The organism is Streptomyces sp. AM8-1-1 (assembly GCF_032229325.1).
Lineage (GTDB): Bacteria > Actinomycetota > Actinomycetes > Streptomycetales > Streptomycetaceae > Streptomyces > Streptomyces achmelvichensis.
In genome coordinates this window covers 5931178-5953551 of record NZ_CP135086.1, presented here as the reverse complement: position 1 = coordinate 5953551, position 22374 = coordinate 5931178, and the positions used below count along the sequence as shown (strand labels likewise).

Annotated in this window: 23 protein-coding genes; 11 read left to right on the top strand and 12 right to left on the bottom strand. The window is 71.3% G+C overall.

Translation table 11 applies throughout. The annotated features are described in order from the left end of the window. Nucleotides 1-140: 140 nt before the first annotated feature. From RPQ07_RS26570 to RPQ07_RS26560, 3 genes are all read left to right on the top strand, one after another. Nucleotides 141-1778, top strand: coding sequence for a glycoside hydrolase family 13 protein (locus tag RPQ07_RS26570; protein WP_313946712.1), 1638 nt, complete (start codon nucleotides 141-143; stop codon nucleotides 1776-1778). Nucleotides 1779-1803: 25 nt separating this feature from the next. Then, on the top strand, nucleotides 1804-2835 hold the full coding sequence (locus RPQ07_RS26565; RefSeq protein WP_313946711.1) for a LacI family DNA-binding transcriptional regulator: 1032 nt from the start codon (nucleotides 1804-1806) through the stop codon (nucleotides 2833-2835). A gap of 86 nt (nucleotides 2836-2921) precedes the next feature. Then, nucleotides 2922-3794, top strand: coding sequence for a phosphatase PAP2 family protein (locus RPQ07_RS26560; protein WP_313946710.1), 873 nt, complete (start codon nucleotides 2922-2924; stop codon nucleotides 3792-3794). Nucleotides 3795-3884: 90 nt separating this feature from the next. Here RPQ07_RS26560 and RPQ07_RS26555 read toward each other — a convergent pair whose 3' ends face one another. Next, a complete protein-coding gene (locus RPQ07_RS26555) occupies nucleotides 3885-6872 on the bottom strand; it encodes a bifunctional [glutamine synthetase] adenylyltransferase/[glutamine synthetase]-adenylyl-L-tyrosine phosphorylase (protein ID WP_313946709.1) in 2988 nt (995 codons plus the stop codon). Between the two features lie 204 nt (nucleotides 6873-7076). On the opposite strand from RPQ07_RS26555, the gene RPQ07_RS26550 reads away from it, so the two are divergent. Both RPQ07_RS26550 and RPQ07_RS26545 read left to right on the top strand, forming a co-directional pair. Beyond that, a complete protein-coding gene (locus tag RPQ07_RS26550) occupies nucleotides 7077-7589 on the top strand; it encodes a pyridoxamine 5'-phosphate oxidase family protein (RefSeq protein WP_313946708.1) in 513 nt (170 codons plus the stop codon). Between the two features lie 16 nt (nucleotides 7590-7605). Beyond that, the gene (locus tag RPQ07_RS26545) at nucleotides 7606-8040 is read left to right on the top strand and encodes a VOC family protein (protein WP_313946707.1); all 435 of its coding nucleotides are present in this window, start codon (nucleotides 7606-7608) and stop codon (nucleotides 8038-8040) included. Nucleotides 8041-8191: 151 nt separating this feature from the next. Here RPQ07_RS26545 and RPQ07_RS26540 read toward each other — a convergent pair whose 3' ends face one another. After that, on the bottom strand, nucleotides 8192-8386 hold the full coding sequence (locus tag RPQ07_RS26540; protein ID WP_313946706.1) for an antitoxin: 195 nt from the start codon (nucleotides 8384-8386) through the stop codon (nucleotides 8192-8194). Nucleotides 8387-8542: 156 nt separating this feature from the next. Here RPQ07_RS26540 and RPQ07_RS26535 point away from each other — a divergent pair, with 156 nt between their 5' ends. Both RPQ07_RS26535 and RPQ07_RS26530 read left to right on the top strand, forming a co-directional pair. Further along, nucleotides 8543-8944, top strand: a complete 402-nt coding sequence (locus RPQ07_RS26535) for a VOC family protein (RefSeq protein WP_313946705.1) — start codon at nucleotides 8543-8545, stop codon at nucleotides 8942-8944. Next, nucleotides 8941-9366, top strand: coding sequence for a DUF6193 family natural product biosynthesis protein (locus RPQ07_RS26530; protein ID WP_313946704.1), 426 nt, complete (start codon nucleotides 8941-8943; stop codon nucleotides 9364-9366). Before RPQ07_RS26535 ends, RPQ07_RS26530 begins: the two co-directional genes overlap by 4 nt. Here RPQ07_RS26530 and RPQ07_RS26525 read toward each other — a convergent pair. From RPQ07_RS26525 to glnA, 7 genes are all read right to left on the bottom strand, one after another. Then, nucleotides 9330-9575, bottom strand: coding sequence for a hypothetical protein (locus RPQ07_RS26525; RefSeq protein ID WP_313946703.1), 246 nt, complete (start codon nucleotides 9573-9575; stop codon nucleotides 9330-9332). The two genes, RPQ07_RS26530 and RPQ07_RS26525, sit on opposite strands and share 37 nt — an antisense overlap. A gap of 130 nt (nucleotides 9576-9705) precedes the next feature. Continuing rightward, the gene (locus RPQ07_RS26520; protein ID WP_313946702.1) at nucleotides 9706-10941 is read right to left on the bottom strand and encodes a cytochrome P450; all 1236 of its coding nucleotides are present in this window, start codon (nucleotides 10939-10941) and stop codon (nucleotides 9706-9708) included. Continuing rightward, entirely contained in the window at nucleotides 10938-11930 is a 993-nt protein-coding gene (locus tag RPQ07_RS26515) for an amidohydrolase family protein (protein WP_313946701.1), read from the bottom strand. The genes RPQ07_RS26520 and RPQ07_RS26515 overlap by 4 nt, the downstream gene beginning before the upstream one ends. Then, nucleotides 11927-12811 (bottom strand): NAD(P)-dependent oxidoreductase, encoded by an 885-nt coding sequence (locus RPQ07_RS26510; RefSeq protein ID WP_313946700.1) that lies wholly within the window; start codon nucleotides 12809-12811, stop codon nucleotides 11927-11929. Before RPQ07_RS26510 ends, RPQ07_RS26515 begins: the two co-directional genes overlap by 4 nt. Then, the gene (locus RPQ07_RS26505) at nucleotides 12808-13149 is read right to left on the bottom strand and encodes an antibiotic biosynthesis monooxygenase family protein (protein ID WP_313946699.1); all 342 of its coding nucleotides are present in this window, start codon (nucleotides 13147-13149) and stop codon (nucleotides 12808-12810) included. Before RPQ07_RS26505 ends, RPQ07_RS26510 begins: the two co-directional genes overlap by 4 nt. A 316-nt stretch (nucleotides 13150-13465) precedes the next feature. After that, nucleotides 13466-14077 (bottom strand): hypothetical protein, encoded by a 612-nt coding sequence (locus tag RPQ07_RS26500; protein ID WP_313946698.1) that lies wholly within the window; start codon nucleotides 14075-14077, stop codon nucleotides 13466-13468. Nucleotides 14078-14200: 123 nt separating this feature from the next. Then, nucleotides 14201-15562, bottom strand: coding sequence for a type I glutamate--ammonia ligase (gene glnA / locus RPQ07_RS26495; RefSeq protein ID WP_313946697.1), 1362 nt, complete (start codon nucleotides 15560-15562; stop codon nucleotides 14201-14203). Between the two features lie 308 nt (nucleotides 15563-15870). Between glnA and RPQ07_RS26490 the strand changes: the two genes are divergently transcribed. From RPQ07_RS26490 to RPQ07_RS26480, 3 genes are read left to right on the top strand one after another with little or no spacing between them, the layout of a single operon-like run. After that, nucleotides 15871-16191: a hypothetical protein gene (locus RPQ07_RS26490; RefSeq protein WP_313949033.1), complete on the top strand. Its 321-nt coding sequence runs from the start codon at nucleotides 15871-15873 to the stop codon at nucleotides 16189-16191. A gap of 58 nt (nucleotides 16192-16249) precedes the next feature. Continuing rightward, nucleotides 16250-16891 (top strand): DUF3105 domain-containing protein, encoded by a 642-nt coding sequence (locus tag RPQ07_RS26485; protein ID WP_313946696.1) that lies wholly within the window; start codon nucleotides 16250-16252, stop codon nucleotides 16889-16891. Nucleotides 16892-16896: 5 nt separating this feature from the next. After that, nucleotides 16897-17562, top strand: coding sequence for a DUF305 domain-containing protein (locus tag RPQ07_RS26480; protein ID WP_313946695.1), 666 nt, complete (start codon nucleotides 16897-16899; stop codon nucleotides 17560-17562). A gap of 216 nt (nucleotides 17563-17778) precedes the next feature. On the opposite strand, the gene RPQ07_RS26475 is transcribed toward RPQ07_RS26480, so the two are convergent. Further along, the gene (locus tag RPQ07_RS26475) at nucleotides 17779-18219 is read right to left on the bottom strand and encodes a DUF5990 family protein (protein WP_313946694.1); all 441 of its coding nucleotides are present in this window, start codon (nucleotides 18217-18219) and stop codon (nucleotides 17779-17781) included. Continuing rightward, the gene (locus RPQ07_RS26470; RefSeq protein WP_313946693.1) at nucleotides 18207-19049 is read right to left on the bottom strand and encodes an alpha/beta hydrolase; all 843 of its coding nucleotides are present in this window, start codon (nucleotides 19047-19049) and stop codon (nucleotides 18207-18209) included. Before RPQ07_RS26470 ends, RPQ07_RS26475 begins: the two co-directional genes overlap by 13 nt. Nucleotides 19050-19285: 236 nt before the next feature. Here RPQ07_RS26470 and RPQ07_RS26465 point away from each other — a divergent pair, with 236 nt between their 5' ends. Next, nucleotides 19286-21040, top strand: a complete 1755-nt coding sequence (locus RPQ07_RS26465; protein ID WP_313946692.1) for an NAD+ synthase — start codon at nucleotides 19286-19288, stop codon at nucleotides 21038-21040. Here the strand turns inward: RPQ07_RS26465 and RPQ07_RS26460 are convergent. Further along, entirely contained in the window at nucleotides 21009-22241 is a 1233-nt protein-coding gene (locus RPQ07_RS26460) for an MFS transporter (protein WP_313946691.1), read from the bottom strand. The two genes, RPQ07_RS26465 and RPQ07_RS26460, sit on opposite strands and share 32 nt — an antisense overlap. Nucleotides 22242-22374: the final 133 nt, after the last annotated feature.

Here is a 22374-nt window from a genome sequence, read left to right as displayed (position 1 = left end):
GCGCCCCCGCAATCACTTCCGCAAGATCTTGCAGAGCTGATATTTTGATTCCCGAGCACCGTCACCAAGCGCCCGCACCCACGTTGACCTCGTTGGTTGTACGTCCCCCCGCCTCCGGACCGTACGAGAGGGACCCACTCATGACCCACGAACTCGCTCCCGCCGTCGGCCTCCCCGCGCCCACGGCCGCCGAGGGACAGAGCCTTGCAAGCTCTTCCAGCGAGGGCCGCGACTGGTGGCGCGATGCCGTCATCTACCAGGTGTACGTCCGCTCCTTCGCCGACAGCGACGGCGACGGCATCGGCGATCTGCGCGGCGCCACGCAGCGCCTGCCGCACCTGGCCGAGCTGGGCGTCGACGCCGTATGGCTCACCCCCTTCTATGCCTCCCCCCAGGCCGACGGCGGCTACGACGTCGCCGACTACCGGGCCGTCGACCCGCTCTTCGGGGATCTCGCCGACGCCGACGACCTGGTGCGCACCGCCCACGAGCTGGGCCTGCGGGTGATCGTGGACGTCGTCCCGAACCACACATCGGACCAGCACCCGTGGTTCCTGGCCGCGCTCGCGGACCCGGACCCGGAGGGCGCCCGCCGGCGCTACCACTTCCGGCCCGGCAGGGGCGCGCACGGCGAGCTGCCGCCGAACGACTGGGAATCCGTCTTCGGCGGACCCGCCTGGACCCGCACCCCCGACGGCGCCTGGTACCTGCACCTCTTCGCACCCGAGCAGCCCGACCTCAACTGGGACGACCAGGAGGTGCACGAGGAGTTCGACTCCGTCCTGCGCTTCTGGCTGGACCTCGGTGTGGACGGCTTCCGCATCGACGTCGCGCACGGCATGGTCAAGGCCGCCGGGATGCCGGACATCGGCCACGGGGAACAGGCCAGCCTGATCGGTTCCCAGACACTGCCCTTCTTCGACCAGGACGGGGTCCACGAGATCCACCGCGGCTGGCGCAGACTGCTCGACTCCTACCCGGGCGAGCGGATCGGGGTCGCCGAGGCCTGGGCACCCAGCGCGGAACGGCTGGCGCTGTACGTACGGCCCGACGAGCTGCACCAGGCCTTCAACTTCCAGTTCCTGCGGTGCCCGTGGGAGCCGGCGGCGATGCGCAGCGTGATCGACGAGTCGCTGGCCGCCACCGCATCGGTCGGAGCGCCCACCACCTGGGTGCTCTCCAACCACGACGTGGTCCGCCACCCCACCCGCTACGGCGGCGGCGCACAGGGACTGCGCCGCGCCCGCGCGGCGGCGCTGCTGATGCTCGCGCTGCCCGGCTCGACGTACATCTACCAGGGCGAGGAGCTCGGACTCCCCGAGGTCACCGACCTGCCGAGCGAGGTGCGCCAGGACCCCGCGTTCTTCCGGGCGGCCGGGCAGGACGGTTTCCGCGACGGCTGCCGGGTGCCGATCCCGTGGACCGCGAAGGGCCCGTCGTACGGCTTCGGCGAGGGCGGCAGCTGGCTTCCGCAGCCCGCCGAATGGGGCGCACTCTCGGTGGCGGCCCAGACCGGCGACCCGCTCTCGACGCTGGAGCTGTACCGCTCGGCCCTCGCCCTGCGCCGTCAGCTGCCGGGCGGCCCGATGCGGTGGCTGCCGGGGCCGGACGGACTGCTCGTACTGGCTCGAAACGGCCTGGTCTGCACCCTCAACACCACCGCGTCGACGGTCGAACTCCCCACGCCGGGACGGCTGCTGATCTCCTCCGATGCCATGGACCAGCCGGGCGACACAGCCCGTATTCCGGCTGATTCCTGTGCGTGGTGGGCAATCTGACGTGCGCCCGGTACAGTCCAATCCTGTGACCGCACGGCTTGCCGACATCGCAGCCCAGGCGGGGGTCAGCGAAGCCACAGTCAGCCGCGTGCTCAACGGCAAGCCCGGTGTGGCCGCAGCCACCCGCGAATCCGTACTCGCCGCGCTCGACGTGCTCGGATACGAACGCCCGGTGCGTCTGCGCCACCGCAGCGCCGGACTGGTCGGTCTGATAACCCCGGAGCTCGACAACCCGATCTTCCCGGCTCTCGCCCAGGTCATCGGCCAGGCACTGACCCGGCAGGGGTACACCCCCGTCCTGGCCACCCAGACACCGGGCGGCTCCACCGAGGACGAACTCACCGAAATGCTGGTGGACCGGGGCGTGTCCGGCATCATCTTCGTCTCGGGACTGCACGCGGACACCACCGCGGACATGCAGCGCTACGACCAGCTGCGCGGACAGGGCGTGCCCTATGTCCTCCTGGGCGGCTTCTCCCCCAAGGTGAAAGCGCCCTTCGTCTCGCCCGACGACCGGGCGGCGATGCATCTGGCCGTGACCCACCTCGCCTCGCTCGGCCACACCCGGATCGGCCTGGCGGTCGGCCCGAAGCGGTTCGTTCCCGTGCTGCGGAAGATCGAGGGTTTCCAGCAGGCCATGGAAATCCAGCTCGGACTCGCCCCCGAGGAATCGGAAGAGCTCATCCAGCACTCCCTCTACACCCTCGAAGGCGGTCAGGCGGCGGCCGGCGCCCTGATCGGGGAGGGGTGCACCGCCGTGGTGTGCGCGAGCGACATGATGGCGCTCGGCGCGATCAGGGCCGCCCGCGGGCTGGGCCTGGAGGTGCCGCGCGACGTCTCGGTGGTGGGTTTCGACGACTCCCCGCTCATAGCGTTCACGGATCCGCCGCTGACCACGATCCGGCAGCCCGTGCAGGCCATGGGACAGGCCGCCGTCCGGACCCTGCTGGAGGAGATCGGGGGCACCCCCGCCCCGCACAGCGAGTTCATCTTCATGCCTGAGCTGGTGGTTCGCGGGTCGACGGCGTCGGGCCCCGGAGCCGCTGTCCGGGGCTGACTCCTCCCTGAGTCGGACCGGGTGCGAGGGGAACCAGACCGGGGGATGATCGGTCGGTGGGCGCGCATCTGGCAGACTCTCGTCCCATGGGTGAAACGACCGTGAAGAGTTTGGAAGGCCGGACGGCCACTCCGTCACCCATGACGGACGAGGTAGCCGAAACGCCGCATGTCCGGCGTACCCGACTGCAGACTCTCCGGTCGCCGCGCCGGCCCCGGATCTGGTTCGAAGTCCTGCTGATCGCGGTCAGTTACTGGACGTACTCGCTGATCCGCAATGCCGTGCCGGAGCAGAAGACGCAGGCGCTGCACAACGCCGACTGGATCTGGCGCGTCGAGCAGACACTCGGCATAGCGGTCGAGCAGTCCGTCAACCATGCGGTGAACTCGGTGACATGGCTGATCGTCTCGATGAACTACTACTACGCGACGCTGCACTTCATCGTGACGATCGGCGTACTGGTGTGGCTGTACCGGTGGCATCCGGGACGGTACGCGGCCGCCCGGCTCGCCCTGTTCGCGACGACGGGTGTGGCCCTGGTCGGTTACTACCTGTATCCGCTCGCACCCCCTCGGCTGATGAGCAACCAGGACTTCGTGGACACCGTGCTCGTCCACCACACCTGGGGCTCGATGGCCTCGGGCAACCTGAAGAACATGTCGAACCAGTACGCGGCGATGCCGTCGATGCACATCGGCTGGTCGCTGTGGTGCGGCCTCATCATCTGCGCGGTGGCGACCGCCCCCTGGGCACGCATCCTGGGCCTGCTGTACCCGACGGCGACGCTGGTCGTCATCGTCGCGACGGCGAACCACTTCTGGCTGGACGCGGTCGGCGGCATGATCTGCCTGGCCTTCGGCTTCGCGCTCTCGTACGTCTGGTTCGGCGCTGCGCCGCACCGGCTGCCCCGCCTGCCGGAGAGCGGGAGCAGGAAGCGCCTGCTCCCCGCCCGGGCCTGATCCGGCCGCTCCCGGCTCGGCGGGCCCCCCTCCGCAGACGCACGCGGGCCTTCGGCTGCACGCAGCCGCACCTGGGGCCGCCGGGACCGCTCACGCGCCGTAGAACAGCACCTCCACGACCGCCCGCGCCCGTCGAGTGATCCTCCGGTAGTCGTCGAGCATGTCGCCCACGTGCCCCGGTCCGTACCCCAGGTACCGTCCGACGGCCGCCAGCTCGCGGCTCTCCGAGGGGAACGTGTCGCCGGCGCGGCCGCGGACCAGCATCACGGCGTTGCGGACGCGGGCCGCGAGGACCCAGGCCTCGTCGAGGATCTGCGCGTCCTCCGTGCCGATCAGGCCCGCCGCGTGCGCCGCGGCCAGTGCCTCGCGGGTGCGGGTCGTCCGCAGTCCCGGTTCCGCCCAGCCGTGCTGCATCTGCAACAGCTGAACCGTCCATTCGACATCGCTCAGACCGCCGCGCCCGAGTTTCGTGTGCAGTGTGGGGTCCGCGCCCCTCGGCAGCCGTTCGGACTCCATCCGCGCCTTCAGCCTGCGGATCTCGCGGACCGCGTCGTCCCCGAGGCCCTCCGCCGGATAGCGCAGCGGGTCGACCAGCTCGATGAAGCGGGCGCCGAGCTCCCGGTCCCCCGCCATCGGTTCGGCCCGCAGCAGCGCCTGGCTCTCCCACACGAGGGCCCACCGGCGGTAGTACGCCTCGTAGGAGCGGAGCGTGCGGACCATCGGCCCGCTCTTGCCCTCCGGACGCAGATCCGCGTCGATGAGCAACGGCGGGTCCGACGTGGGAAGTTGAAGCAGCCGCCGGATCTCCAGGACCACGGCGTTCGCGGCCCGGGCGGCCTCCTGCTCGTCCACGCCCTCGCGCGGTTCGTGCACGAGGAGCACATCCGCGTCCGAGCCGTAACTCATCTCGTGCCCGCCGAAGCGCCCCATGCCGATGACCGCGAACCGGGTCGGCAGTTCGTCGCCCCACTGCTGTCGTACGGCCGCCCGGAGCGCGCCCGCGATCGTCGCCGCGTTCAGGTCGGTGACGGCGCCCCCGATCTGGTCGACCAGCGCGCCCGTGTCCGTCTCGGCGGGGCTCTCCTCGGTGCCGTACGAGCCGATGAGGTCGGCGGACGTGGTGCGGAACAGCTCCCGCCGGCGCACCCCGCGGGCCGCGGCGACGGCGCCCTCCGCGGTGTCGGCGCGCCCGACGGCCGCCAGGATCTCCTGTTCCAGGTGGTCCCGGCCGCGCGGCTTCAGACCCTCCGGGTCACCGAGGATGGCGACCGCCTCCGGCGCCCGCAGCAGCAGGTCGGGCGCGAGACGCCCGGCGGAGAGCACGCGCGCCAGATTCTCCGCCGCCGCCCCCTCGTCCCGCAGCAGCCGCAGGTACCAGGGCGTCTTTCCGAGCGCGTCGGACACCTTGCGGAAGCCCAGCAGCCCCGCGTCCGGGTCGGCGGAGTCGGCGAACCAGCCCAGCAGGACGGGCAGCAGGGTCCGCTGGATCGCCGCCTTGCGGGTGACCCCGGAGGCGAGGGCCTCCAGATGGCGGAGCGCTGCGGCCGGGTCCCCGTAGCCGAGCGCCTCCAGCCGCTGTCCCGCCGCCTTCGGGCTGAGCCGGGTCTCGCCGGGGGTGAGCTGGGCGACGGCGTCGAGCAGGGGCCGGTAGAAGATCTTCTCGTGCAGCCGGCGCACGACCGACGCGTGCCGCCGCCATTCCTTGTTGAGCTCGGCGACCGGGTCGGTACGCATCCCCAGCGAGCGTCCGAGGCGCCGCAGATCGGCCTCCTGCTCGGGCACCAGGTGCGTACGCCGCAGCCGGTACAGCTGGATCCGGTGCTCCATGGCACGCAGGAAGCGGTACGCCTCGTCGAGCTGTGCCGCGTCCACCCGGCCGACGTATCCGCCCGCCGCCAGCGCCTGAAGGGCCTCCAGGGTGCTGCCGCTGTGCAGGGTGGCGTCGCTGCGCCCGTGCACCAACTGGAGCAACTGCACGGCGAACTCGACGTCCCGCAGTCCGCCGGGGCCGAGCTTGAGCTCGCGCTCCACCTCGGCCACCGGGATGTTGTCGACCACCCGGCGGCGCATCTTCTGCACGTCGGGGACGAAGTTCTCCCGCTCCGCGGCCTGCCACACCAGCGGCGAGACGGCCTCGATGTAGTCCTCACCGAGGGACGGGTCACCGGCGACGGGCCGGGCCTTGAGCAGCGCCTGGAACTCCCAGGTCTTGGCCCAGCGCTGGTAGTACGCGAGATGGCTGGACAGCGTCCGCACCAGCGGCCCGTTGCGGCCCTCGGGCCGCAGATTGGCGTCCACCGGCCAGATCGTGCCCTCGACGTTGGTCTCGGAGCAGATCCGCATGAGGTGGGAGGCCAGCCGGGTCGCGGCCTGCATCGCCTTGCTCTCGTCGGCGCCGTCGGCAGGCTCCCCCACGAAGATCACGTCCACGTCGGAGACGTAATTGAGCTCGTGGCCCCCGCACTTGCCCATCGCGATGACGGCGAGGCGGCACTGGGCCGCGTCGGCGGGGGCGGCGCTGCGGGCGATGGCGAGCGCGGCGCGCAGGGTGGCGGTGGCGAGGTCGGCCAGTTCGGCGGCGGTCTGCGCGACATCGGTCGTCCCGCACACATCACGGGCCGCGATGGACAGCAGACAGCGCCGGTAGGCGATCCGCAGCGTCACCGGGTCGGCCGCGTCGGCGAGACACCGCTCGAACTCCTCGACACCCGGGTGCAGGTCCGCCGACTCGTACGTGGCCAGCGCCCGCCAGTCGCCCGGGTGCCGGGCCAGGTGGTCGCCGAGCGCCTCGGAGGCACCCAGAACGCCGAGCAGCCGGTCGCGCAGCGGCTTCGCGCTGACCAGGGTGTCGAGCAGGACGCTGCGGTCGGACGGTTCCTGTCCCTCCACCAGCCGTACGAGGCTGCGCAGCGCCAGGTCGGGGTCGGCGACGGCGCCGAGCGCTTCCAGGAGCACCGGGTCGGTCCGTACGGATGCCATGTCGGGGAGTTCGAGGAACCGCTCGGCCTCCCCCGGGTCGGTGAAGCCGTGCCGCAGCAGTCGGGTGAACGTACTGCTTCTGCGCCCCGGCACCGTCATCCCGCGGTCTCCTGTCGTGCGTACGAGCTGTCGAGCATCCGATCAAGGTCCGGATTCGAGCGTAGCCGCCGGGGGCCGCGGGGGACCCCTCGAGGGTCTGTCCACCCACCGACGCGCCCCACCGATGAATACGGGCGAGGCTCGCAGTCATCACTGTGGGAGCCCCCAGGACCCGACGCGCATCCGACCCGAGAGGACCGTGCCATGGCCGCGAAGAGCCCCGTGACCGAACTCGACGCCCGCTACAGCGAGGAGAAGGCCACCGCCTCGGACTGGTCGGAGGCCGTCGACCACCTGAGGACCGCGGAGGTGTTCTGGCTGTCGACCGTACGCCCGGACGGCCGCCCGCACGTCACCCCGCTGATCGCGGTGTGGCACGACGGCGGACTGCACTTCTGCACCGGTCCCGACGAGCGCAAGGCCAAGAACCTCCGGGAGAATCAGGAAGTGGTCCTCACCACCGGCGCGAACGCCCTGAACGAGGGCTACGACCTGGTGCTGGAGGGCACCGCGGCGACCGTGAGCGACGAGGCGCGGCTGCGTGCGCTCGCCGGTGCGTATGTCGAGAAGTACGGTGCGGACTGGACCTTCGAGGTCCGTGACGGCGCCTTCGTGGGCGACGGCGGGACAGCCCTGGTCTTCCGTGTGGAGCCGCGTACGGCCTTCGGGTTCGCCAAGAGCCCCTACAGCCAGACGCGGTGGCAGTTCACCCAGTGAAGGGAACGGCACCCCGATGGAATGGACACTCGAAGTCGTCATCCTCCCGGTCGCGGACCTGGACCGGTCACGGGGCTTCTACGAGGACACCTGCGGATTCGCGGTCGACACCGACACCGAGATCGGCCCGGGCATGCGGATCGTCCAGCTGACCCCGCCCGGCTCCCGCTGCTCGATCGCCCTCTCCAGCGGCCTCCCGCCGGCCCCGGGCCAGCACGACATGGCGCCCGGCTCGGTCCAGGGACTCCAGCTGTGCGTCACCGACATCTACCAGGCGCACGCGGAACTGCTCGAGCGGGGCGTCGAGGTGAGCAACGTGCAGCACGTCGGCGCGAGCGGCTCGTGGGAGGAGGGCCGCGGGGACACATGGAACGCCTTCATGTTCTTCAAGGACCCGGACGGCAACGGCTGGGTGGTCCAGGAGGCTCCGGCCCCGCTCTCGGAGCGCTGAGCACCGGGCCTTCGCGCCCGCGCCCTGACCTACCGACCCCTTTCGTCCCTTGCCGGCTCTTCATGCCGACGGCCGGACGGCTCCGGCGCTGGGCGCCCGGGCCGTCCGGCCGTGAGTGGCGTGAGAGGCGTGGAGAGAGACCGGCCTGCGGTCAGGTCTGAGGCGGGCCGCCCTGGTCGCGGTCGGAGCGGAGCTGGTCCTTCATCCGGTCCTGCGCCGTGTCGACGTGACCGCTGTATTTGCCCTGGGTCTTGCCATCGACCATGTCACCGGTCTTGTCCACACCCTTGCCGGCCTGGTCCTCGTGGCCCTTGAGCATGTGCTTGAGCTTGTCCATCACGGACATGGGACATCCCTTTCGCCGCGTTGCCCCCCGCTCTTCCAGGGTCACCGCACACCGCCGGGTTCGCATCCCGACAGGGCCGCCCACTAGGACAGGATCTGGCCTAGTGGGCGCCTATCGTTCCGTCAGGGAAACCGCAGGGACGAAGGGACGACGACCATGCTCCGAGGACTCGCCACCATCAACTTCTGGGCCGACGACCTGGCCGCGGCCAAGGCCTGGTACACGGATCTGCTCGGCATCGAGCCGTACTTCGAGCGCCCCGGATACATCGAATTCCGCATCGGCGACTACCAGCACGAACTGGGCATCGTCGACGCGTCCTACGCCCCGCCGGGAGCGGCGGCCACCCCGGGCGGAGCCATCGCCCACTGGGCGGTCGACGACCTGGAGGCGACGGTCGACCGGCTCCTCGCGCTCGGTGCGAAGGAGTACCAGCCGCTGCGGGTCCACGGCCCGGGTTTCGTGACGGCGACGGTCGTGGACCCGTTCGGCAATGTGCTGGGTGTGATGACGAACGTCCACTACATGGAGATCCTGGCGAAGACGGGAGCGGCGTGAGCGACGATCGCCGACCCAGCCCCGTCGTCGAGGCGGCGTGGCAGGACCTGCTGGCCGGCGACGACGTGGACCCGGCGCTGGTACGGGCCGCCTACGCGCAGCCCCGACTCCGGCAGCTGTTCCCCTGGACCGGCATGTGGGAGCTGCACTTCAGCCGCTGCACCGAGCATCCGCCGACGTGGGACGTCCCCTACATCACCCCGCGAAAGGGCGGCGGCTTCCTCGTGGCCGGTCCGTCGCGGTCGCAGACCGTCGGAGAGGCCGGCACCGCGGAAGCAGCAGTCGCGCTGGTGGCGCGGCTGCTGCCGCCCGGCTGCGGCCGCGCCTTCCTCGGCGACCGGCACGAACTCGCGGCTCACGAACAGAAAGGGCCGGTCAGGGTCGGTCAGGAATCCGCCGTGAAGCGCACCGACCAGGCGTAGCCGCTCAGGTTGTCGTGCGGGACGCGGCGCACTTCCGTGACGCGGCAGCCGTCGTGGGCGTATTTGAGTGCGAAGCGGTCGAGGCGCTGTTCGTCGGTGAGATCCTCCATCGACAGCGGCGCGCCGACGACGAGGTCCTCGTGCAGGACCGGTTCCTGCGCAGCGGTGTCCGAGCATGCCTGACAGTGATGCGTTCTGGGGAGGGCCATACGGCCAGTGTGCTCCTGTGGAGCGCACCGGCAAGGCCCGACGCGTCACCCGATCGCAGCGAACGCCGCCGTCCGCTGTCCTGAAGCGGCCCGTGGGCCGGGACAGCGGACGGCGGCGCCGTGGTGACCGCTACGGCTCCAGCACGACCGGCAGTGCCGAGAGGCCGCGGAACGCCGGAAACGGGACCTGGAGCCAGGCCGGCTCCTGCGCCGGGTCGGCGAAGGCCAGCCGCGGGAAGCGGCCGAGCAGGCTCGTGAGGGCGATCTGCGTCTCCATCCGGGCCAGCGGCGCTCCGAGGCAGTAGTGACTGCCGTTGCCGAACCCGATGTGGGCGTTCTGCGCGTTGTCGGGCCGGGACACGTCGAACTCGTCCGGGGAGTCGAACTTCCGCGGATCGCGGTTGGCCGAGGTGATCGCGATCTGCACGAGCGACCCCTTCGGGATCCGCGTCCCGGACATCTCCACGTCCTCGGTCGCGAAGCGGAACGTCGCGCTCTCCACCGAGCCGTCGTAGCGCAGCACTTCCTCCACCGCCCGGCCCATCAGCTCCGGGTTGTCCTGCACGGCGCGCAGCTGTGCGGGGTGCGAGAGAAGGTGCTGGACCGCGTTGCCGATGAGGTACGCGGTCGTCTTGTGACCCGCGAACATCAGCAGGAAAGCCGTCGAGACGAGCTCGTTCTCGGTGAGGCCGCCGTCCTTGTCCCGCGCCTCGGTGAGCGCGCTGAGCAGGTCCTCCTCCGGGTGGCTGCGCTTGCGCGCGATGAGGTCCGAGAAGTAGTGGTGGAGGCTCTCCTCCGCCTGCTGCTGAGCGCGCTTGGACTCCTCGCTGAAGCCGGTCTGGGCCACCGTCGTGGACCAGGTCTGGACGTCCGACCGCTCGTCCTCCGGTACACCGAGAAGTTCGCAGATCACCGTGATGGGCAGCGGGAACGCGAAGGCGGGGAGCAGGTCGAACGCCTCCCGCTTCGGGCACGCGTCCAGCAGCATGTCGGTGATGCCCTGGATCTTCGGCCGCAGCGCCTCCACACGACGGGGGGTGAACCCCGAGTTGACCAGCTTGCGCAGCCGGGTGTGCTTGGGCGCGTCGGCGTTGAGCATGTGGTCGTCCAGCGCCACCGACGAGTCGCCGAAGATTCTCCGGTACGCGTCCATGGCGCCGTACATGTCCTTGCTCAGCCGCGGGTCCGACAGAGCGGCCCGTGCGTCCTCGTACCGCGTGATGAGGTACGTGTCGATGCCGTGCGGCGGCTTCATCGGACAGACGGGCTGGTTGTCCCGCAGGTGTTCATAGACGGGGTGCGGGTTCCGCCGGAACTCGGGAGTACACCGCTCGGCTGCGGCGGCGGGGTCTTGCGTGGTGGTCACGGACGACTCCTGAGGTCGAAGAGGGCCTCGGCGTTGCCGCCGAGGATGCGCTGCTGGGCCGCTTTGTCGACCGGCAGCTTCTCGATCATGCGGACCCACTCCGTCAGCGGCATCGCCATCGGCGGCGAGTCGGTGCCGAACAACATCCGTTCGGGCCCCAGGACCTCCGCGTTGAGGCTCAGGTGCGCCGCGCTGAGAGGACTGGTGTCGACGTACATCCGCTGGAGGGCCGCGCCCGGGTCGGCGGCGGGCGCGAGGGCGGGCTCCATGGGCGGTGCGCCGGCCGCTCCCGGCTTTCCGCCCGGGGCCCCGGCGGGCGGACCCCAGTGCCGGGGCCGCGCCGCCGTCTGCAGACGATCGGCCAGCAGCGCCATCGCACCGCCGCCGGTGGCACCGATGAGCCGCAGATCCGGGTACTTCTCCAGCCACCCGGCGAACGCCAGCATCGCCATGCCCACGGTCAGGTCGCCGAAGCGGCCGATCTGCTCGACGAAGCCCATGTTCTGGACGTGCTCCGTGCCGACGGGTTCGGCCGGGGCGTGCACCAGGACCGGCACCCCCGCCTCCGCGGCCAGCGCGAAGAAGGAGTCGGCCCGGGGCGAGCCGAGCAGCTCGCCGTGGACGCTGGAGGTGGTGATCAGACCGACGAAGGCGGGGTCCGCCAACGTCTCCCTGACGCCCTCCAGATGGTCGTCGTCGCCGAACGGATTGGCGTACACGTAGCCGCGCAGCTGGTCCGGGAACGAGGCGATCAGGCCCGACATCCAGGCGTGGAAGCTGCGCAGCCGGTCCCGCGGCTGGGCGTAGTTGTCGACGCCCGGGACCCGTGCCATCGCGCCCGCCCCGACGGGGCTGCCGATGATGGTGAGGTCGATCCCGGCCTCGGCGCGGGCGGCGAGCATGCCGTCGACGTCGGTCAGGGCGGGGGGCATCGGGAAGCGCTGTGCCGCTTCGGGCGGGGACAGGTGCCCGTGGATATCGATGATCATGCGCCCACTCCCGTGTCGGGCACGATCGCGCGGGTCACCGCGGCGCAGTCCTCGTCGCCGAGGCCCTGCTCGGTGGCGCGGAGGTGGGTCTCCGCGGCAGCGGCGGTGAGCGGCAGGTGCAGCCCGGCAGCCGCGGCCTGCTCCGTGGCGAGCACGAGGTCCTTGGCCATCAGACGCAGCCGGAAGTCCGGCTTGTCGTAACGCCCGGCTGCCAGGCGCTTGGACTTGAAGGCCATGACCGGCGAGGCGAAACCGCTGCCCGCGATGGTCGCGAGGACCTGCTTCCGGTCGAGTCCGCAGACGGCGGCCAGTTCGGCGGCCTCGGCCATCGCCTGGACCTCGATGCCCATCAGCAGGTTGAGGAGCAGCTTCATCCTCATGCCCGAGCCGAGCGCGCCGAGGTGGACGACCTCCTTGCCCAGCATGTCGAGCAGCGGCCGGCCGGCGGTGAAGACCCGCTCCTCACCGCCGACGAACAGCCGCAGGTCTCCGCTGCGGGCGTGGTCGCGGTTGCCGAGCATGCCGACGTCCAGCACGGAGGGCTCGTCGCCCACCAGGCGGACGACCTCGTCCGGAGAGACGGTGCTCGCGCAGATGATGGCTCCGGGGTACGACCCCCCGGCCAGGACCCCGTCGGGTCCCCGCAGCACCGCGCGGAGCGCCTCGCCGTCGGCCACGGTGCATATGGTCGCGCTCGTGCCCTCGACGGCTTCTATCGGCCGGGCCGCGGCGACGGCACCGGCCTTGGTCAGCGGTTCGGCGCGCTCGGGGGTGCGGTTCCACACCCGCACCTGCACGCCCTGGTCGAGCAGGCGGCCGGCCAGGCCGGCGCCCATCGTGCCGAGTCCGAGCACGGCGACGGGTCCTTGGGTGGGCGTCATGACTTCACCTCCGCGGTCTCCTTGACGACGCGGAAGCGCAGCGACTGGGTCGAGTCGACCCACTTGCGCAGCGGAGCCACCATCTCCTGGTGCTCGTCGCTCTGCTGCCAGGCGAAGAAGGCCTCAGGGGTCTCCCACTCGCTGGTGATGACCCACTGACGGGAGCCCTCCTCCACGGGTTCTCCGAGACGGTCGATGATGTGACCGGGAGTGCGGGCGACGGACTTCCGGATCTGGTCGTACATCTCCAGAAACCCTTCCTCGCAGCCCTCGGTGACCTGGACGGCGAAGACGACGGAAAGCCTGTCGGCCGAATGGCCGTTCTGCACAGTGCCCATATCTCCTCCTGGTGGGTGAGCTCTGCTGGGACACGCCTCCTACCGACTCATGGGCCCAGCGCCGCTGCAACTCCACCGCGGGGAGGGCGCCATGGGGCCACGGCGCCTCCCACGAGGGGTCGCCCGTACGGGTGAGGGCTGAAGTCGCCCCTGTTCAGGCGTTCCTGGTACGGAGCGTCGACGGGTGTTCACGGGGCGGCGCGATGGGGCCATTCGGGTGGCGGAGAAGGCCGGCCTGCGAGGGGTCCCGGGCGCCGGATCCGGTGCGCCGAGGAGCGCCCGCCGGGAGGAGGAAAGGGCTGCCGGCGGAGCCCGCTCAGGCCTGCGACTCGGCCCAGAACTGGAAGATCCTGGAGATCCCCGCCCGTACGGCACCGCGCCGCGTGAGGACGGACCGGTCGACTCCGCAGAAGAGCACCGCGAGCGAGACGTCGGCGGGCAGCACCCGGCCCGCCGCGTGCACGGTGGCCTTCCTGCCGTTCCCGAGGCCGGACTGCCGCACCGTGACGACGACACCCGGGTCCTCGGCGTCGGCCCGCCGGGACAGCGTGTACGCCCGGCGGTTGATCGCCGTGAGCCGGTAGGCGTCACCCAGATACCTCATGTGCAGGCACCGCCCCCGGTGCGTCGGCGCCCACCGGTTCCGGCTCATCCGCACGAGCCCGTCGCCCACCCGGAGCGTCGCGCGGTTCAGGGTCGGCATCGCCACGACGTCCGTGTGCACGCCCCGCGTCTCGAAGGCGGCCGTGGGGATCAGACCGCCGCGCGCCTCCGTGACGATCACGTTCGGCAGGTCCGGGCCCGCCGGATGGACGACCCGTATCTCGCCGAACTCGGGCGAGGTGCCCTGCCAGCAGGACGTCCTGCGCCCGGCGGGCGGCTTCTCCTTCCGGTACGCGAGCGTGAACGGGCTGATGGTCGTGTGCACGGATGTTCCTCACTGGTCGACAGGGCCGTGGGCGCCGGCCGGGCGGGGCACGGAACGGCTCCGGGCCGGTGGCGTACTGCCACCGGCCCGGAGCCGACTCACGAACGGGAAACCGACCCGCGTCTACAGCACCGGCAGGTTCTTCCGCAGCTCGAAGGCCGTGACCTCGCTGCGGTACTCCTCCCACTCGCTCTTCTTGTTGCGGAGGAAGAAGTCGAACACATGCTCCCCCAGCGTCTCCGCCACCAGTTCGCTGCGCTCCATCAGCGAGATCGCCTCGCCCAGGTTCTGCGGCAGCGGTTCGATGCCCATCGCGCGGCGTTCCGCGTCCGAGAGCGCCCACACGTCGTCGTCCGCGCCGGCCGGGAGTTCGTAGCCCTCCTCGATGCCCTTCAGGCCCGCCGCCAGCAGCACCGCGTACGTCAGGTACGGGTTCGCGCCGGAGTCGATCGAGCGGACCTCCACGCGGGCCGAGCCCGTCTTGCCCGGCTTGTACATCGGGACCCGGATCAGGGCCGAGCGGTTGTTGTGGCCCCAGCAGATGTACGAGGGGGCCTCGCCGCCCGCGCCCGCGCTGCGGGCCGAGCCGCCCCAGATGCGCTTGTAGGAGTTGACCCACTGGTTGGTGACGGCCGAGATCTCGGCCGCGTGCGTGAGCAGGCCCGCGATGAAGGACCGGCCGACCTTGGAGAGCTGGTACTCGGCGCCCGACTCGTAGAAGGCGTTCCGGTCGCCCTCGAAGAGCGAGAGGTGGGTGTGCATGCCCGAGCCCGGGTATTCGCTGAACGGCTTGGGCATGAAGGTCGCCTGCACGCCCTGTTCCAGCGCGACCTGCTTCATGACCAGGCGGAAGGTCATGATGTTGTCCGCCGTGGAGAGCGCGTCCGCGTACCGCAGGTCGATCTCCTGCTGGCCCGGCGCGCCCTCGTGGTGGCTGAACTCGACCGAGATGCCCATGGATTCGAGCATGGTGATCGCCTGCCGACGGAAGTCCATGCCGACGTTCTGGGGGGTGTGGTCGAAGTAGCCGGAGTTGTCCGCGGGCACCGGGCGCGTCCCGTCGAGGGGCTTGTCCTTCAGCAGGAAGAACTCGATCTCGGGATGCGTGTAGAACGTGAAGCCCAGGTCCGAGGTGCGCGCGAGGATCCGCTTGAGGACGAAGCGCGGGTCCGCGAAGGACGGGGAGCCGTCGGGCATCAGGATGTCGCAGAACATCCGGGCGGTCCCGGGGGCCTCTGCGCGCCAGGGCAGGATCTGGAAGGTGCTCGGATCGGGCTTGGCGATCATGTCGGACTCGTAGACGCGCGCGAAGCCCTCGATGGCGGAGCCGTCGAAGCCGATGCCTTCGTCGAAGGCCTGTTCCAGCTCGGCCGGGGCCACCGCGACCGACTTCAGGAAGCCGAGTACGTCGGTGAACCACAGGCGCACGAAGCGGATGTCGCGCTCCTCGAGCGTACGGAGCACGAATTCCTGCTGCTTATCCATGTCAACCCAATCCTTGCTGGTCAAGCCGCCTGCTACCGCGAGCATCCCACCCATGGGTTTCAGGCAGGTTGCGAACCCGGGCTGAGCCCATTGTGGGTCAGGGCACACCGGGAGACGACCCTGAGTCCCCTCTCACCTGTGGCGGGCGTGTTCCGCGGGCCGCGACCGGGGTGGGAGGGCTGCTCCGGAGGCCGGTCACGAAGGCCGGAAGCGGCCGGTCGCGAGGGCCGGGAACGGAGCCCCCGTTCCGGCGGGCCGCCCCGCTCGCTACGATCGCGGCCATGGGGGGCCCTCGGCTCACGCGCACCATGCGTCCCGTGGCACTGCTGAGTGCCGTGGCGACGCTCCTCGGCGCGCTCTTCATCTGCCCGAGCGCGTCGGCCGACCACCACACCGCGGTGCCGGACACGACGGTGGCCGCGTACTCGTGCCCGTACGACGACGGTGCCTGCGGGCTGCTGCCCATGGTCAGCCCCGCCGTGCTCACGGCTCCGCCGCTCGACCCTCCGCAGGCCGCGGAGGAGCAGCTGCCGCGGCTGGACCGCCCGGCCGGCACGGCCCGGCCTCCCCATGCCACCGCGCTGCCCCGCGCTCCGAGCCTGCACGTCCTTCAGGTGCTGCGGACCTGAGTCGTCCCGCACCTCCCCCGCCCCCACTGATCACTTCATTGACGAAGGACGACACATCATGGCTTCCCGCACCAACGACCGCCGGGCCCGGATAGAGGAGATGCGCCGCGCCGAGCAGGCGCGCGAGCGCCGCGGGCGCATCATCACGATCGCCATCAGCGGTGTCGTCGTGGCCGGTCTGGTCGGCTTCGGCGTCTTCGTCCTCAACAAGGAGTCCGAGAAGAAGGACCAGCAGGTCGCCGAGGCGAAGGCGCCGGTCACCGGCGAGAAGTCCTGGGACGCCAAGAAGCTCGGGCGCAACCATGTCGCCAAGGCCGTCAGCTACCCCATGAAGCCGCCGGTCGGCGGTGACCACAACCAGGTCTGGATGAACTGCAACGGCGACGTCTACACGGAGCCCGTCCCCGACGTGAACGCGGTGCACTCGCTGGAGCACGGCGCCGTGTGGGTGACGTACAACGACAAGGCCCCGGCCGGTGAGGTCAGCAAGCTCGCCGACAAGGTGAAGAAGACGCCGTACACGATGATGAGCCCGGTCAAGGACCAGGCGGGCGCCATCATGATCTCCGCGTGGGGCAAGCAGGTCACCGTGGACAGCGCGAGCGACAAGCGCGTGAGCCAGTTCTTCACCAAGTACGTGCAGGGCCCGCAGACGCCCGAGCCGGGCGCCGCGTGCACCAACGGTCTGGGTGGCAAGTGATCCGTATGACCCGTACGCACTGGGCGGCCGTCGTGGCGGTCGTCCTGGCGCTGCTGTTCGCGGGGGCCGCCACGGTGGCCTCCGCGGGTGGTGGTGGTGACTCCGCCACGGCCGCGACGCCGACGGCGGATTCGGCGGACGCCGGGTTCGCGCGCGACATGGCGGTCCATCACCAGCAGGCGGTGGAGATGTCGTTCATCGTGCGCGACGGTACGCAGGACGAGGAGGTCCGCCGGCTGGCGTACGACATCGCCAACACCCAGGCCAACCAGCGCGGCATGATGCTGGGCTGGCTGGATCTGTGGGGCCTGCCGAAGGTCGCGGCGGACCGTGAGCCGATGGCCTGGATGGCGGGCGACGCGAAGGGCGGCCACGGCGGCCACGGCGGGACCGGTCATCAGGCCGAGGACGGCTCGCTGATGCCGGGCATGGCGACCAAGGCGGATGTGGAACGGCTGGACAAGGCCGTGGGCAAGCAGGCGGAGATCGAGTATCTCCAGCTGATGATCGTCCACCACAACGGCGGGATCTCCATGGCCAAGGGCTGTGTGGAGCTGTGCACGGTCGGTGCGGAGCGGGACCTCGCGGCGGGCATGGTCGCCGCGCAGGAGTCGGAGGTCGCCCTGATGGTGGACCTGCTGCACAAGCGGGGCGCGGACGCCCGGTCCTGAACACCCGGTCCGCGGGGGTGGGTTCGGTACGACCTGGCCCGGTCCGGTACGGGCCTGCCGCGCGGATGCCTCCGGTACGGGCCGGCCTGGTCCGTACCGGACGGGTCGCTCGGGACGGGCCGCCGCGGCGGGTCCGTCCGGCCCACACCGACGCCGTACCCACGCGTCTCAGCGACCCCGACCGCGCCCGCTCCCCCGCCTGCGGTCCCGCCCGCCTCAGTGTCCGTCCGGCCCCGTCAGCCGCCAGGTGATCCGGGGCGGGCGGACCGCCGCGCACAGCGGCATTCCGCAGCTGTCCGTCAGGCCGAGCGCGGTCTCCGCCGTACCGCCGGACGCCGCCCCCTCCGGCAGATCGGCGAGGAAGATCTTCGCCCGGCGGAACATCGCGAACTCGCCGCTGTCCGGAAGCTCGCCCCACGTCAGATAGACGAAGCGCTCCCCGCGCCGCCCCTGGACGTACGGGCCGCGGAAGTCGGCCGATCCGTCGGCGGCCTCGACCGTCTCGACCGGGATGTGGAACACCGCCTCGGCCGCGTCGGCCCGCACCAACTGGTCCGGCTCGCGGCCGCGCTGGGTGCCCACATGGATGTCGCGGTAGTCGCCGCACGCGCTGCCGGGCAGCTCGCGGCCCGAGATCCGCAGGGTCAGCCGTGCCATGCCGGGACCTCCTGGTGGCTGTCGAGTACGGCCGCGGCCACCACGGCCGGCCGGTCGAGCATCATCAGATGGCCGGCCGCGACCTCCTGGAACCGGGCGCCGAGCAGCTCCGCGAACGCCCGCTGCCGGGCCGTCCACCGGCTCCCCGCCGCGTCGGCGGCGAGCACGGTGACCGGTACCTCCGGCAGGGCGTACCGCTCGCGCAGGTCGAGGAGTTCGGCGGCGACCGCGCGGTAGTGGGTGTTCTCCAGCAGCGCGCCGCGCAGGACGCGCGAGGTGCCGTAGCAGCGCCGTACGAGATCCGCGGGTGCCGGGTCGCCACCGCCCGTGCGGGACAGCCGTACGGCCGCGCGCCGGGTCGGCGGGCCGAGGACGGCCGGTGCCCCGAGGACTCCCAGCGCCCTGCCGACCGCGCCGGTGACCGCGGTGCGTACGGCGGGCGCGGCCGGTCTGCGCGCACCCTCCTCGATGCTGGAGTCGACGAGGACGACGGCCGCGGTACGGGCGGGGTGGAGCCGGGCGAAGGCCTCGGCGTGGAACCCGGCGATCGAATGGCCCACCACCGTCACCGGCCCGTGGGTCCCGAGCGCGTCGAGCAGGCCCGCGATGCGGTGGGCCTCGCCGGCGGCCGAGGGCGGCACGGCGGCGGGGGCGCTGAGCCCGTGTCCCGGCCGGTCGAAGCGGACGACCGTGCGGTGCGGTGCGAGGAGGGCTACGACGGGGTCCCAGTCGAACCAGCTCATGGCGAGGCCGGCGCTCAGGACGCAGACCGGGCCGCTGCCCTCGACGACCACATGGTGCGCCACCCCGCCCACCCGTACGAACGTCACTGCGCCCCGCCTCTCCCCGCCCCTGCCGATCGACGGCACGTGAGTTTCCCGCCAGCCTGCCACGAGCGGCGGCCGGCCGGCCCCGCACCCCGGCCGGCGCCGCCCGTTCCGCGCGGGCGAGCGGGTGCGGCCGGTGCTCCGCAACGGCACGAGGCGGTGGCACCTCACCCCCGCGATACTGGGCATCTCTGCCTCCCCCAGGACATCGCGTCAGAAAGACGATTACACTGGGCCGCGTGCCTCAACTACGTCTCGCTCTGAATCAGATCGACTCGACCGTCGGCGACCTCACCGGCAACGCCGAGGCGATCGTGCACTGGACCCGGCACTCCGCCGAGCAGGGGGCGCACCTCGTCGCCTTCCCCGAGATGGTGCTGACCGGCTACCCCGTGGAGGACCTGGCCCTGCGGTCGTCCTTCGTGGAAGCGTCCCGGGCCGCCGTGCGAGCACTCGCGGTGCGGCTCGACGACGAGGGCTTCGGCGAACTGCCCGTGATCCTCGGGTTTCTCGACCGCGCCGAGCACGCCCAGCCGAAGTACGGCCAGCCGGCGGGGGCGCCCCGGAACGCGGCCGCCGTGCTGCACCGGGGCGAGGTGGTGCTGACGTTCGCCAAGCACCACCTGCCCAACTACGGCGTCTTCGACGAGTTCCGCTACTTCATGCCCGGCGACACGATGCCGGTGATCCGGGTGCACGGCGTCGATGTCGCGCTCGCGATCTGCGAGGACCTCTGGCAGGACGGCGGGCGGGTACCGGCCGCCCGCTCCGCCGGTGCCGGGCTGCTGGTCTCCATCAACGCCTCGCCGTACGAGCAGGACAAGGACGACACCCGGCTGGAACTGGTGCGCAAGCGCGCCCAGGAGGCCGGCTGCACCACCGCGTACCTGGCGATGATCGGCGGGCAGGATGAGCTGGTCTTCGACGGCGACTCGATCGTGGTCGACGCGCGGGGTGAAGTCGTCGCGCGTGCACCGCAGTTCGCGGAGGGCTGTGTCGTCCTCGACCTGGAGCTGCCCGCCGCGGGCGAGGTGCCGTCGGGGGTGGTGGACGACGGGCTGCGGATCGACCACGTCGTCATCTCCGAGGACCCGCTGCCCGCGTACGAGGCGGAGGTGCCGGGCGGGTACGCCGAGCGCCTGGAGGACGACGAGGAGGTGTACTCCGCGCTGGTCGTGGGCCTGCGCGCGTACGCCGCCAAGAACGGCTTCCGTTCGGTGCTGGTCGGGCTGTCGGGCGGTATCGACTCGGCGCTCGTCGCCGCGATCGCCTGCGACGCCCTCGGCGCGCAGAACGTGTACGGCGTCTCCATGCCGTCGAAGTACTCCTCGGACCACTCCAAGGGCGACGCGGCCGAGCTGGCCCGCCGCACGGGGCTCAACTTCCGCACGGTGTCGATCGAGCCGATGTTCGACGCGTACATGGGCTCGCTCTCCCTCACCGGCCTCGCCGAGGAGAACCTCCAGTCACGGCTGCGCGGCACGATGCTGATGGCCCTGTCCAACCAGGAGGGTCACATCGTGCTCGCGCCGGGCAACAAGTCCGAGCTGGCGGTGGGGTACTCGACGCTGTACGGCGACTCGGTCGGCGCGTACGGGCCGATCAAGGACGTCTACAAGACGACCGTGTTCCGGCTCGCGCGGTGGCGCAACCGCGCCGCCGAGGAGCGCGGTCAGGTGCCGCCGATCCCGGAGGCCTCGATCAGCAAGCCGCCGAGCGCCGAGCTGCGCCCCGGTCAGGTCGACACCGACTCGCTGCCGGACTACGACGTGCTGGACCGGATCCTCGCGATGTACGTGGACCGGGACCAGGGCAAGGACGCGATCGTCGAGGCCGGGTTCGACGAGGAGCTGGTGGCGAAGACACTGCGGATGGTGGACACGGCGGAGTACAAGCGACGCCAGTACCCGCCGGGCACCAAGATCTCGGCGAAGGGCTTCGGCAAGGACCGGCGGCTGCCGATCACGAACCGCTGGCGCGAGACGACGGGCTGACCTCGCGCTGTCCGGACGGAGGGGGGCTTCCCGCGGCGATGACGCGGGAGGTCCTCTTCGCCGTACGGTCCAGCAGTCCGGCGGCCGCGGCGATACCCAGTCCGGCCACCGCGAGCACGGCGCCGACCAGCATCGGGGACGTCCAGCCCCAGCCCGCCGCGATGGCCGCGCCACCGAGCCAGGCGCCGCCCGCGTTGGCGAGGTTGAACGCGGAGTGGTTGGAGGCGGATGCCAGGGTCGGGGCGTCCTTGGCCTTGTTCATCACCAGCATCTGCAGCGGGGTCGTGGTCATGAAACCGACCGCGCCGAGCACGACGACGGTGACCAGGGCGGCCGCCTGGTGGTGCACGGTGAAGCGGAAGGCCACCAGCACGATCGCGAGGGCGGCGAGCGATCCGTAGAGCGTGGGGCGCAGCGCCCGGTCGGTGAGCGGTCCCGCGGCCAGCGCGCCGAGCGTCATGCCGATGCCGAACAGCGCGAGGACGAGGGTCACGGAGGACTCGCCGAAGCCCATGACCTCGGTGGTCATCGAGGCCAGGTACGAGTAGACGGCGAAGACGCCCGCGAAGCCGAAGACGGCGGTGAGCAGGCCGAGGAGCACCTGGCGGTTGCCGAGCGCGCGCATCTCCCGGCCGAGGCTCTGGTGGTCGTCGACGGGTATCCGCGGGACGAGCCGGGCGAGCGCCGCCATGGCGACCAGTCCGATCACGGTGACCACGAGGAAGGTGGCGCGCCAGCCGAGGTGCTGGCCGAGGAGGGTGGCGGCGGGAACACCGACGATGTTGGCGACGGTGAGGCCGAGGAACATCGTGGCCACGGCCCGCGCCTGCCGCCCGTCGGCGACCAGCCGGGCTGCGACGACGGCGCCGACGCCGAAGAACGCCCCGTGCGGAAGACCGGCGAGCACCCGGCCCGCGACGAGCCAGCCGAAGCCGGGGGCGAGCGCGGAGGCGAGGTTGCCGACGACGAAGAGCGCCATCAGGAGCAGCAGCATCTTCTTGCGCGGGATGCGTGAGCCGACGGCGGTGAGCAGGGGCGCGCCGAGGACGACGCCGATCGCGTACGCGGAGACGAGATACCCCGCGGTGGGGACGGAGGTGCCGAGGTCGTCGGCGACGTTGGGCAGCAGGCCCATCATCACGAATTCTGTGGTGCCGATGCCGAAGGCGGAGACGGCAAGCGCGAGCAGCGCCAGGGGCATGGGGGTGGGCCTTTCACAACGCGTAAGTTCCTTTACTGAACAAAGGGTCTCACGAGCTGGGTCCCCCGGGGTGAACGCCGGGTTTCGGTCCGGGGTCCCCGGCCGGAGACCTCGCGGACCTTGAGGACCACGC